Annotated in this window: 11 protein-coding genes; 6 read left to right on the forward strand and 5 right to left on the reverse strand. The window is 46.0% G+C overall.

What is annotated here, in order from left to right:
- Positions 1-32 precede the first annotated feature (32 nt).
- From POTG_RS03010 to POTG_RS03025, 5 genes are all read left to right on the forward strand, one after another.
- Complete coding sequence (locus tag POTG_RS03010; RefSeq protein ID WP_009223320.1) at positions 33-3,548, forward strand: glycoside hydrolase family 2 TIM barrel-domain containing protein; 3,516 nt, start codon at positions 33-35, stop codon at positions 3,546-3,548.
- Positions 3,549-3,610: 62 nt separating this feature from the next.
- Positions 3,611-3,847 carry an NAD(P)-binding domain-containing protein gene (locus POTG_RS25225; protein ID WP_332306489.1) on the forward strand — a complete coding sequence of 79 codons (237 nt, stop codon included), beginning with the start codon at positions 3,611-3,613 and terminating at the stop codon, positions 3,845-3,847.
- A complete protein-coding gene (locus POTG_RS03015) occupies positions 3,759-4,517 on the forward strand; it encodes an NAD(P)-dependent oxidoreductase (protein ID WP_009223321.1) in 759 nt (252 codons plus the stop codon). Before POTG_RS25225 ends, POTG_RS03015 begins: the two co-directional genes overlap by 89 nt.
- 299 nt (positions 4,518-4,816) lie before the next feature.
- Positions 4,817-5,281: an NUDIX hydrolase gene (locus POTG_RS03020; RefSeq protein WP_009223322.1), complete on the forward strand. Its 465-nt coding sequence runs from the start codon at positions 4,817-4,819 to the stop codon at positions 5,279-5,281.
- A 74-nt stretch (positions 5,282-5,355) separates the two neighbouring features.
- Complete coding sequence (locus POTG_RS03025; RefSeq protein ID WP_009223323.1) at positions 5,356-5,883, forward strand: GrpB family protein; 528 nt, start codon at positions 5,356-5,358, stop codon at positions 5,881-5,883.
- A 210-nt stretch (positions 5,884-6,093) separates the two neighbouring features.
- Here the strand turns inward: POTG_RS03025 and xerS are convergent, their stop codons facing one another.
- From xerS to POTG_RS03040, 4 genes are all read right to left on the reverse strand, one after another.
- Positions 6,094-7,164, reverse strand: a complete 1,071-nt coding sequence (gene xerS, locus POTG_RS03030) for a tyrosine recombinase XerS (RefSeq protein WP_009223324.1) — start codon at positions 7,162-7,164, stop codon at positions 6,094-6,096.
- A 262-nt stretch (positions 7,165-7,426) separates the two neighbouring features.
- The gene (locus POTG_RS03035) at positions 7,427-8,035 is read right to left on the reverse strand and encodes a hypothetical protein (RefSeq protein WP_036643841.1); all 609 of its coding nucleotides are present in this window, start codon (positions 8,033-8,035) and stop codon (positions 7,427-7,429) included.
- 15 nt (positions 8,036-8,050) lie between these two features.
- Positions 8,051-8,569 carry a hypothetical protein gene (locus tag POTG_RS23550; RefSeq protein ID WP_157273283.1) on the reverse strand — a complete coding sequence of 173 codons (519 nt, stop codon included), beginning with the start codon at positions 8,567-8,569 and terminating at the stop codon, positions 8,051-8,053.
- A 110-nt stretch (positions 8,570-8,679) separates the two neighbouring features.
- A complete protein-coding gene (locus POTG_RS03040; protein WP_050769667.1) occupies positions 8,680-9,135 on the reverse strand; it encodes a class I SAM-dependent methyltransferase in 456 nt (151 codons plus the stop codon).
- Between the two features lie 183 nt (positions 9,136-9,318).
- Between POTG_RS03040 and POTG_RS24590 the strand changes: the two genes are divergently transcribed.
- Complete coding sequence (locus POTG_RS24590; protein WP_232282204.1) at positions 9,319-9,450, forward strand: DUF6254 family protein; 132 nt, start codon at positions 9,319-9,321, stop codon at positions 9,448-9,450.
- 74 nt (positions 9,451-9,524) lie between these two features.
- Here POTG_RS24590 and POTG_RS03045 read toward each other — a convergent pair whose 3' ends face one another.
- Positions 9,525-11,687, reverse strand: a complete 2,163-nt coding sequence (locus tag POTG_RS03045) for a 5'-nucleotidase C-terminal domain-containing protein (protein ID WP_009223327.1) — start codon at positions 11,685-11,687, stop codon at positions 9,525-9,527.
- Between the last annotated feature and the right edge of the window lie 46 nt (positions 11,688-11,733).

Consider the following 11,733-nt stretch of genomic DNA (forward strand, 5'->3'; position numbering starts at 1 on the left):
TTCATGAATAAATGGGAAAGAGAGCAGACGGGATGAACTCAAAAATTCTATTTAATGATGGATGGACTTTTGCCAAAAGTAGTCTGGATCCTTCCGCGGTCCAACAAGCGGCGATGGCAACCGAGGTTCAAGAGACTCTTAATCGTTCGGAGCTGCAGGGGCTCACCTTTGTACCCGTGGATTTGCCCCATGATTGGCTGATCTATAACACGCTTAACCTTTATGAGAACAGCATCGGTTGGTACCGTAAAACCTTTGTTTATTCCGGCAATACGGAAGAACAGGAGGTTGCGCTCGCTTTTGACGGCGTGTATATGGATTCGACGCTCTATGTGAACGGGAAGCGGATCGGGGAATGGAAATACGGTTATTCCTCGTTTGAACATGAGATTACTGAAGCGCTTGTGCCTGGGGAAAACGAAATATTGGTTAAAATCGTTCATTTAAGTCCCAACAGCAGGTGGTACTCCGGTGCGGGGATCTACCGTAGTGTTTGGCTGAAGACCCGAAGCCGCAGCGCTTATATCGTAACGGACGGGATCTATGTTTCTACCCGCCGTGAAGAGCAGGAATGGCGTATGGAAATCGAGACGGAGCTGCGACTCGATCCAGACCGACATCAAGAGTTTGTGCTCACCCACAGTCTGTTTCACAAGGGGGATGTCGTACAAACATCTTCAGCAACGCTAGTTCCTGCAGTTGATCCTGGGATGCAAAACGTTCAAACCCTGAGGCTGACTTCTCCTCGGCTTTGGAGCCCAAATGAACCTCAGTTGTATACGCTCGTTACGGAGCTGTCCCTACTAACGTCCGGGGAGAACGCAGGGAAGGAAGAGCGTTTAGTTATTGAAAGGGTGACCCAATCCGTTGGTTTCCGTGAAGTGAAGATGGATCCAGACAAGGGCCTCTTCATCAATGGAGTTCCCATGAAGCTGAATGGTGTCTGTGAGCACCATGATCTTGGGGCATTGGGGAGTGCCTTTAATAAAGAGGCGCTACGTCGCAGATTTCGTCTGTTGAAGGAGATGGGAGTGAATGCTGTCCGGACCGCTCACAATATGCCTGCCCCAGAGTTGATGGAGCTTGCGGCTGAGATGGGACTGTTTGTCGTATCAGAAGCGTTTGACATGTGGGAACGATCGAAAACGATGTATGACTACTCCCGTTTTTTTAAGGAATGGGCCCAACGGGATGTAGAGAGCTGGGTCAGACGTGACCGAAATCACCCCAGCCTGCTGATGTGGAGCATTGGGAATGAAATCTATGACACGCATGCGGATGAAAGAGGGCAAGAAATCACCCGGATGCTGATGGAAGAAGTGCATCGGCACGACCCTAAACATAACGGGAAGGTGACTATTGGCTCGAACTACATGCCTTGGGAAAATGCCCAGAAATGCGCGGATATCGTGAAAGTTGCCGGATACAATTATGCGGAGAAATACTATGAACGCCATCACGCCGAACATCCGGACTGGATCATTTATGGCAGTGAGACGTCTTCGGTGGTGCAAAGCCGGGGGATTTATCACTTCCCGTTGGAGCAGTCGATTCTGGCTGATGACGATGAACAATGCTCTGCATTAGGCAACAGCCCAACCAGCTGGGGGGCAAAATCAGCGGAGGCCTGCATCTTGGCTGAACGGGACACGCCTTTCTCTCTGGGACAATTTCTGTGGACAGGGTTTGATTATATCGGGGAACCCACCCCTTATCATACGAAGAACGCCTATTTCGGTCAGCTGGATACCGCGACTTTTCCTAAAGATTCTTATTACATTTATCAATCGGCATGGACGAACTACAGGGAGCGGCCGATGGTTCATCTCTTTCCGTACTGGGATTTTAATCCGGGTCAATTGATTGATGTCCGTGCCTGCTCCAATGCACCGAAAGTCGAGTTGTTTTGTAACGGGATCTCCCAAGGAAGCTTTACGATCGATCATCAGCATGGCCTTGAGCTTGTCCCCACCTGGAAAATCCCCTATCAGCCCGGTGAAATTAAAGCGGTCGCTTACGATGACCAGGGCGAAATAATAGCGACGGATGTACAAAGGTCCTTTAAAGATGCTGCACGCATCAAGCTCAAATCCGATAAATCATTCCTACTGGCCAACGGAACCGACCTGGCGTTCATTGAAATCTCAATGGAAGATGAAGATGCAAATCCCGTGAGAAATGCGAACAATCGAGTAACCGTTGAAGTCGCGGGAGCCGGGCGGTTAATTGGATTGGATAACGGAGACAGCACGGACTATGATCCTTACAAAGGCACGAGTCGGAGATTGTTCAGCGGAAAAGCGATGGCCATCGTGGCAGCAAACACAACACCAGGCACGATTGTTGTGAAAGTCAGCTCGAAAGGGATGGAGAGTCAGAGCATTACTCTTGAATCTCGGTCGGTAGATCAGGGACTCACAGGTGTTTCTGCCCAATTTGGAAACCGTGAGATGCCGATTGTGATGGGAACCTCGGACGAAATTCCGGTGCGAAAAATTGAGATTATTTCTTTAGCTGGACAACAGCTGACTGCCGAGCATCCTGAAATCCAACTGGAAGCCAAGCTTTACCCAGCGAATACCTCCTACACGGAAGTGGAATGGAGCGTGGTTAATGATGCGGGCATACCATCTAACCTTGCTCAAATCGAGGCGGATGGGCATCGGGCTAGACTCCGTGCTTTGGGGGACGGGCGCTTCCGCGTGCGTTGTACGAGCCGCAACGGTACGGACAAAATTAAGCTGATCTCCGAGTTGGAGTTTCAAGCAACAGGGCTGGGCGAGGCGCAGAAAGATCCGTATAGCTTTATCTCGGCGGGACTGTACGATTACAGCTTCGGGGAGATCGGAAACGGCAATGAAAGAGGCGTGGCTACCAGCAGAGATGGGGAATCTCGAATCGGCTTCCGGAATCTTGATTTTGGGCTTCAGGGGTCGGATGAAATCACGCTGCCGATCTTTGCGTTGACCAGCGAGCCTTACCTGATTCAAATCTGGGAGGGGATGCCTGGGGAAGAGGGCAGCGAACAGATTGCAGAAGTCATTTACCAGAAGGAAACGCGGTGGAACGTGTATCAGGAAGCAACATTTCGTTTGAATAAGCGCCTTCGCGGCATTACTTCAATTTGCTTTGTGCTGAAGCAGAAGATTCATCTCAAAGGGTTCTCATTCACACGCCAAAATCGGGCTTTGCTACGGAATGCGGCTGCGGATTGTGATCATATCTATGGGGACAGCTTCCGAATCGAAGGGAACAACGTAGAAGGGATCGGAAATAATGTATCACTGGAAATGAAGCAGCTGGGTTTCGAGGGAGAGGGCGCATCAAAGCTGTTGATCTGCGGTCATTCACTCATCGATAAAAATACGATCCATGTGCAGTTCACAGCAAATGGCAAAGAAAACCGGCAGTTGATCGAATTTACACAAACCGACGGGTACGAGGTCAAGGAATTCCCATTAAATCGCGTGACGGGCGTTCAGGATGTAACGTTTATCTTTTTGCCGGGCAGCAATTTTGATTTCAGTTGGTTTCAGTTTGTGAAGTAAAAATGGTTATTGGGGGATATAGGCGACGAGAAATTCGAATGAAAGAAAAGGAGCAAAGTGAGATGAAAGTCAGTAAGGATTGGAATACAACGAAAGCGAACCAACCGCCAGTGAGTGTCATCGGCTTAGGTATGTTGGGTTCAGCTCTTGCCCAAACGTTCCTGAAGGAAGGTCATCCGACGACCATATGGAATCGTACAAGGCGATATATTGGCCGGTCGAGTGATCGTAAATCTCACCAACGGCACTCCGGCTCAAGCTCGACAAGCCGCCGCTTGGGTAGCCAACCAGGGCGCTGAATATCTGGATCTGGACGGCGGAATCATGGCTGTCCCACAGATGATCGGCACTCCTGGAGCACTTGTGCTGTATAGTGGATCTGAAAAGGCTCTCCAAACCTGCGAATCAACGCTCAAGGGGCTAGCAGCTGTGAAATATCTTGGCGAAGACCCGGGCTTGGCGCCTCTCTATGATTTGGCACTGCTAAGCTCGATGTACGGAATGTTCGCTGGTTTCTTCCATGCCACGGCCATGACCCGTTCGGAACAGATCAAGTCGGAGGCGTTCACGGAGCTTGTGATTCCTTGGCTTCAAGCCATGTCGACATCGCTGCCCCGGCTGGCACAGGCGGTAGATGAGGGAGATCATCGAACGAACGTATCCAGCCTTTATATCAATAAGCTGGGATTTGTTAATTTAATTGAAGCGTCCCAAGAACAGGGCATTAGTACGGAGCTCATGACACCGATTCAAGAATTGATCAACCGCAGTGTTGCGGAAGGTTACGGAACCGATGGACTTTCAAGGTTAGTGGAGTTGCTCCGAAGAACTGATCGCCATACTCATCATCCTTTTCTGGGCTCTCATTTGATCAATACGTTGTTCCAGTTTCTGTTGAACCGTAGCCAACGTTTGAATTTGATGGACGATCTCCGCATGCTTATCGTCATAGGTTTCGGAACTCATTGATATCGTAAGCAACATAAGTATCATGGCACTTCAAAATTTCAAGAATCTCCTTCGTCGACAACCCAAGCTCTGATGGTTTTGATTCGCTTAATATCAGCCTCGTCGAATTCCCGATAATCATTTAATCATTATCTAAACGCTTTCCTTTCCATTGAGGTAATCCAAATTCTATTATATAGTATCATTACTAATCAATGGATCTAGGACTTCATTTTCTTGGGCTTAGGCTTGTAATATGATCTCATTTTTACAACCGATCTCTTTGATGAGAGCGGAGGGGAGGGGAGAGGGGATTTAAAATGACCGAGTACGTTAAGAAAATGAGAAAATTAATTGGACATGAACCGTTACTATTATGCGGTGCAAGTATTATTTTATTTAATCAGTTAAATCAAGTTCTAATGCTAAGAAGAAGTGATAATGGTTGCTGGTGTTTTCCAGGCGGAGCTGTTGACCTAGGTGAAAATACTGAATATTCGGTTCGAAGAGAACTGTTTGAGGAGACCGGTTTAAGTGTAGAAGAATTGAGTATTTTTGGTGTTTTCTCAGGAAAAGAGTTGCACTATATTTACCCTAATGGAGATGAAGTATATATCGTCGATATTGTTTACTCTAGCAATAAATTTTATGGAGAAATAAACATTGATAACGAAAGCAGAGAATACCGATTTTTTGATATCGAAGATATACCTGCCGAAATTAGTCCTCCCGTAATGCCAGTTGTAAATGAGCTAAAAAGAAGAAACCGGTCAAATAATGTGTAATCATTCCATAAAATAGGCATCCGTAAGTTTCTCACTTATCGCGTGTAATTCCTATTTTTGCAGAGGTGATATTCATGACAAACAAAGTCACACTCAGTAACTATAGTGACCTTTGGGCACAGGAATTTGAGAAAGATCGTAATCGCATTCTGGCTTTGCTCGGTGATAAGGTGAAGCGAATTGAACATGTAGGTAGCACTTCAATTCCTGGCATGGCGGCTAAGCCGATTATAGATATTGCGGTGGCGGTAGATCATCTTTCCATTATCGATGATTGTGCGATCGCACTACTTAACCAAATCGGCTTTGAATACGTACCAAAAGAGGATTTCCCCAATCGTATGTTCTTTCGAAGGGGCGAATGGGGGAACGGCACACATCATCTACATGTGTACGAATATGAAAGTGAGGAATGGAAGAACATTATTTTCTTCCGGGACTATCTAATCAAGTATCCCGACGTTGCCGTTAAATACTTGAACTTAAAACGTGAAATGGCGGAGATCTGTCCTGACCGGCAAACATATACGTTGTGCAAGGCACCGTTTATTCAAAAAATACTTGCTCAAGCGAATGAAGAATTCAACAACACGCAGCAGTAACTAAAAGGAGAGGGAGACTTCTAAATCTCTAATCTTGCAGAGAGTTTTGATTCCTCGCCAAGTTATTGAAGCGGATTTAACCTAACAAGGAAAGGGCTTTTATTTAACTTATATACATATGTACAAAATACGGGTTTTGTGAAAAAGTTATACAGAAAAGACCGCAGGAACTGTTTTGACTGTTTCCAACGGTCTTGTTTCCTTATGGTCCTACTTGTCCATATTATTTACGGCTTTACGCATCTCTTCATCCGTTAAGTGCGTGTAAATCATCGTGGTTTGAATTGATGCATGGCCTAATTGATTTTTCAGTCGCGGCACGTCGTTATTCTCCTGGTGATAACGCGTTGCGAAGGAATGGCGTAATGCATGGACGGTCAAGGCGGGTTTGCCAAAAGCCGTTGCGTACTTCTCAATCAGTTTCTCAATCGATCTTGGCGTTAATCGCCGGTTTTTGCCTTTACGTCCGATCGGCGCACCCATAAATAAATATGTTTCTGATTTTTCCGGCTTATACCGCGCTTCGCGAATTTTGATATAATTTTCCAGATCTAACTTCGCTTGTTCGCTAAAATATACATATTGCTCTTTGTTGCCTTTGCGAATGACCCGAACCAAGCCTTTGTTCATATCGAGATCTTCCAGGTTGATGCCGGCCACTTCGGATAATCGCAATCCGGATCCTAGTATTAAGGAAACGATGGCCGTATCCCGTTCGCGGTTAAACTCGTGGAATTGAAATAATCGTTTATTCTCGCGGTTTTGCTCACCAAAATCATAAGCCACAAACTGCCGGAACAGTTCAAAATCATCGGCTCGTAAAATTTTGCCTTCAATCCGATTCGCGATCGTTTCCTGACTTTCTTTCAGCGCATTAAATTCAATCTTGGCCATAACATTTCGCTCAAGATAAGGCTTAAGATCAGCGGTTTCGGCTTTATTCTGTAAATAATCAAACAGCGATTTAAGTGCTGACAGCTTCCGGTTGATTGTTAATTTGGAGTTGCCTAATTGATATTCCAGGAACGTCAGAAAGCTTTCGATTTCTCGAACCGTTAATTTTTCAAGCACGGACAGTTCAACATCTTTACGGCTGGGAGCTGCGAATCGTTCAGCCACGAGCCAATCAAAGAAAATGATGTAATCATGACAATAATTCAGTAACGTGGTATGCGACAGTTTGCGTTTGCGCGTATCGATGAACTCGGTCACGTACCAAGGCAAATCCGTTAATTTCTCATCAATTCGGCTCATATAATGAGCTTTCGTGGTTTTATCCATGTTGAACGCGCACCTCCCGTTTTTAGAATAATCCATATCTATTTATTCGTCAAATTATTATTTTACGTAATATTAAATTTTCTGCAGCGAACTTTTGCGCGTATCATTACAGCCCCCTCAAGTATATTTAATGAGCCTTCTTTCGCTTCTGACGAGGCTTCGGATTCTTTACAGTTTGCTTTTGCTGTTATTCCAAAGTGAATATTTGAGCATTTTAATAGCCCCACCAACCAGTTAAGATTGACAGGGCTATTTTCTGAATCTACTTTAGTAAATCAACTATATCTCTGACAATTTCATCCTTTTTATATAAGAACCTATCAATAGTTGAGAAAAATAGTTTGTTTGAACTCTTGGGGATGATTTGAATTGGTTGTTTGAATAGTAACATTATATAAAGGGAATTACCTTTAGCAATTGGAATATTCTTCTCGTAAAGCCCTCTATAAATCTGCTCTGTAACTTCTGGCATATATTGGTCCGTAAATTTCTCCATGTAGGCTTTAATACCGTAATCAGGCCACCACCACAACGTAAATGCGTTCCATACCCTTTCAGCTGTGTGGAAGACGGAATCATTTCTAAACAGACTTGCATAGTCATCTCTAAAATGAAGCGTGTCTAGAGGATTGTCCATGAATTGTTGCTGTTCATACTCCTTCACAATCGTATTCCAACAAGCCTTTAAAGCAACGATAAAACTTTCTGGTTCAAGCAACTCTTGTTGATCTAAAATTAAGTATCTGCCTGGAAAAATCTCTTTTCTCCCAAAGTAGCACTCATAAATGTTTTCGATGTATAATAGAAAATTCATATCCATAGGGGATATGTTACTTATTTGCAATTGTTGATATTTTCGAGAAATAGACATGTTAAAAACTGATCCCTATAGTACAGGGTGGCACGATCCACTAAAGAGCCCCGAAGCATCTCTTGCCGTCCCACTTATGCTAACACTATAAGTGCCACTTGGTAAACCCAATTCCACGTAATCGCCGCACGCTTCACCAAATACGCCGCTGCAAGATATCCGTATAGAATCGTAAAATACAGGAACACCATTTTGATATCTTGATATTGTCAAAGAGCCTGTAAAAACATGTGCTGTGGAAAAACGAGGATTTATCTCCCATCTGACTGCCCCACCCGCACCAAAGACTGAATCTAAACGAGCATATCCTCCATCTCCAGAACAAGTTGTAAGTGGCTTGAACTGCCCATCAACATTATCCACAGTATCATCAGCACACACATAATTACCTTCGACAGTAATACTTTCAGGAAGTGATGCAAAGTCTTCTGGAACTTCAACCTGCGCTGTATTTTCATTGAGATTAAACGCAAAAGTATGAATTGGAACTAAAAACAAAAAAACAAGAAGTAACCCAGCGACTTTTTTCACCATTCTATTTCCTCCACTTTTAATTTTTATATTTTACTCTTTTTATACCATATATTGCTATATTAGTCAAATAATATAGACAAACCATTCTGGTTTAGTGTCGGTGGAACTGCCTATCCAGCAGCAAAAGCGGCGGAATGGAATATGACCGATACGCTGCGGTTGGTTTTGGCGGAGAAAATATCAGAGTGGCCGGCCTGCATGTGGCGTTTATGGACACGGACATGACCGCCAATGTGAAAGGACCCAAAGCGAGCCCTGCTGAAAATGCGAAGCTTGCCGGCGTTCCCATGAATATAGTCCTTCAAAGTAACTCCTCGTTCCTCCGCTTTCGTCCGAGCCACCTCGAGATGTCGCTTGGACAAATCCAGCAACGTGACCTCATGCCCTTGCTCAGCCAAATAAATCGAATATCTGCCAGGCCCTCCCCCGATATCCAATACGCGTAATCGCTTGCCGGTAATGTATTCGTCAAAATAACGCCTTGTTATGTCATACTCGATTCGATGTCGAACTAACCGTTCCCATTCGTCATATTCCGTATCGTACCATCGCTCGATTTCTTCCATTTCCGATGCCCCCAAACCTGAGAATATTGAAAAGATTATAATCCCTATTCCCCGCAAACACCACAGCAAATATCGCAAGAATCGCCTCTCCGCAGGGGTGAATATTTCGTCTGGACGCGTCCCAAACTATCGCGGAGAAACGTTCATGTTCTTCACCGCACGAATGAAAGGGGATGTTGATTTATGACCAAATCCAAACGATCAAAAATTAATGCCATGAAAAGTCGAAAGCAAGCGCAAAATCCACATGGTCCTATCAAATCATTGGAAGAACTGGCGGAAGAATACGATCAAAATCCACCACGCAAATCATAAACGGTTATACGGTTAAAAAATACCACCGCCTAACCAAGTAACTGGGCTAGACGGTGGTAAACATTTGTGCAAGATTATTTCAGCGCGGATTGAATCAGCAATACCAGGCTGCTGCGCGTCACCTTGGCCTCGGCGGCAAGTCCAGCCAGATTGGCTTTTTTGCCGGAGAGAACAGCAATCGCTTCGGCAGCTTGTTTTGCAGTAAGCGTGCTTTTTGGTTGGAACGTTTCTTTACCAAGCACTTCGAGCGCCCCTGCTTTCTTGAGGGAACTTACCGCAGGCAGAGCCCAGCTTGGCACTTCCGAGATGTCGGTATATCCCGTGTCTTCAGAAGATTCCGATACCTGGAAGGCACGGCCGATCATGACCGCAAATTCAGCACGAGTTACCTCGGCTTGCGGTCGGAAGGTTCCATCCCCATATCCTTCAACAATGCCGGCAGCTGCAGCTTCATTGATAAGCGAAGCATTGGGATCTCCGGAAATATCCGTAAATGCAGGCACTTCAGGGTTTGTGCTTGGGCCTGCTGGCGTACCTCCAGCTTCAGCTGGCAATGGAGCACCTTTCAGATCGGTAATCCGTCCTTGAGTGGTGGCTTTAACCGTACCCACTTTGTCGAGATACTCATGGAACACTTCATAATCCACGAGGTTCAGCTCATAGAACCGACCGTCGTCCTTTCCTTGCTTCATCGAAGCGTAAAAATCCCCGCCGCTCGCCATAAACGAGTTCGTCGCCACAATGTAGTATGCTTTCGGATCGATATCGGAGTAGGTTCCACCTTCGTTTTGGATTTGGACTTTCACGATGCGTTGTCCGGATTGCGTCTTCTCACCGGTCACATCGTCGATCACTTCACCCGGCTTCGTCGAATCGTAGTAGAAGCGCAAGCCCGAAACTTGCGGGAACCGCCCTTCCCCATTTTCGACACCGCTCACACCGTTCTCCAGTGCAGCCACAATTTCAGCGCCTGTCATCTTCAGTGCCGTTAAATTGTTCCCGAACGGCATTGTGGTGAGCAGATCACCCAGGGTAATATCCCCAGCTTTAATCGAAGCACGAATCCCGCCCCCGTTTTGGATGGTTACATACCCTTTAACATCAGGCACTTTTACGATGCTCATGACCTTCGAGCGCATGCCATCAGCGATCAAGTCACCAAGATTCGTCTCTTGCTTACGTACGCTGCCGCGTTCGCCATCCAAATCCGTTTCGGTCTTCCCGATCACCGTTTTCTTCAGATCTTCTAGCGGAGCAGCATATTCCTTCAGCTTGGCTTCCGCTGCGGCATCGCTCTTAATCAAAAAGTTGCCGGCATCATCTTTGGCATCCAGGGCAATTAACTCGCCTTTCCAGGTGGTTAATTTTCCGTCGTGATCAAAGGTGACATCCAGTTGGCCTAAATTTTGGTTATATTCGCCTGTCTGCACGATCAACGTTGGTTCTTCATCGGCATGATGGACTTCCGGGGCATTCAGAACGGTATGGGAGTGCCCCCCAACTATAATATCGATCCCATCGACGGCTTCAGCCAGTTGTTGGTCAACGGTATATCCTAAATGGGACAACACAATGATCTTGTTGATCCCTTCGGCTTCCAAAGCGTCGACTTGCTTCTGCGCGCTTTCGACTTCGTCAGCGAATTTGATGTCAGGACCAGGCGAGGATAACACGGAGGTTTCCGGCGTAGTTAAGCCAATGATCCCCACTTTCTCCCCGGCAATTTCCTTAATCACAGCCGGGTAAATTTGACCAGGCTCTCCCTTGCCTAGCTCGGAATGGCTTAACCCCTTCAGGTCTGCATCCGCACTAAAGTCCAGATTAGCGCTGACAAACGGGAACTTCGCCTGCTTAATGAACTCGGCTAAGGTACCTGGTCCTTTGTCAAACTCGTGATTCCCAAACGTCATGGCATCATACTTCAGCTCGTTCATAAAGAACAGATCGGCCAATCCGTTGAATTGATTGAAATATAACGTTCCCGAAAATACATCCCCCGCATCCAGCAACAACGTGTGATCATTTCTTGCTGTGTGAATGGCCGTCACCCTGCGAGCGATGTTATCCAGGTGCGCGTGCGTGTCATTGGTATGTAGGACGCGCAGCTCGAAGTCCTTGGCCCCTGTGCTTCCGGATTCGGCCGCATTTACGGGCAGCCCGACTGCTCCAGAAGCAAGCCCGACAACGAGGGTACTGATCGCCAGAAACTTGCCGAAAGCTTTGTTTCTCCAAACCATTAATCCGATTCCTCCTCTACCATTTTTTGATATACTACTCTATTAA

Source organism: Paenibacillus sp. oral taxon 786 str. D14 (assembly GCF_000159955.1).
In the GTDB taxonomy this organism is placed as follows: domain Bacteria; phylum Bacillota; class Bacilli; order Paenibacillales; family Paenibacillaceae; genus Fontibacillus; species Fontibacillus phoenicis.

Bases quoted from the DNA above. Each gene is read 5' to 3' on its own strand.
- POTG_RS03025 (WP_009223323.1), top strand. From the start codon at position 5,356: ATGACAAACAAAGTCACACTCAGTAACTATAGTGACCTTTGGGCACAG.
- POTG_RS23550 (WP_157273283.1), bottom strand. From the start codon at position 8,569: ATGGTGAAAAAAGTCGCTGGGTTACTTCTTGTTTTTTTGTTTTTAGTT.
- xerS (WP_009223324.1), bottom strand. From the start codon at position 7,164: ATGGATAAAACCACGAAAGCTCATTATATGAGCCGAATTGATGAGAAA.
- POTG_RS03040 (WP_050769667.1), bottom strand. From the start codon at position 9,135: ATGGAAGAAATCGAGCGATGGTACGATACGGAATATGACGAATGGGAA.
- POTG_RS03045 (WP_009223327.1), bottom strand. From the start codon at position 11,687: ATGGTTTGGAGAAACAAAGCTTTCGGCAAGTTTCTGGCGATCAGTACC.
- POTG_RS25225 (WP_332306489.1), top strand. From the start codon at position 3,611: ATGAAAGTCAGTAAGGATTGGAATACAACGAAAGCGAACCAACCGCCA.
- POTG_RS24590 (WP_232282204.1), top strand. From the start codon at position 9,319: ATGACCAAATCCAAACGATCAAAAATTAATGCCATGAAAAGTCGAAAG.
- POTG_RS03020 (WP_009223322.1), top strand. From the start codon at position 4,817: ATGACCGAGTACGTTAAGAAAATGAGAAAATTAATTGGACATGAACCG.
- POTG_RS03010 (WP_009223320.1), top strand. From the start codon at position 33: ATGAACTCAAAAATTCTATTTAATGATGGATGGACTTTTGCCAAAAGT.
- POTG_RS03035 (WP_036643841.1), bottom strand. From the start codon at position 8,035: ATGTCTATTTCTCGAAAATATCAACAATTGCAAATAAGTAACATATCC.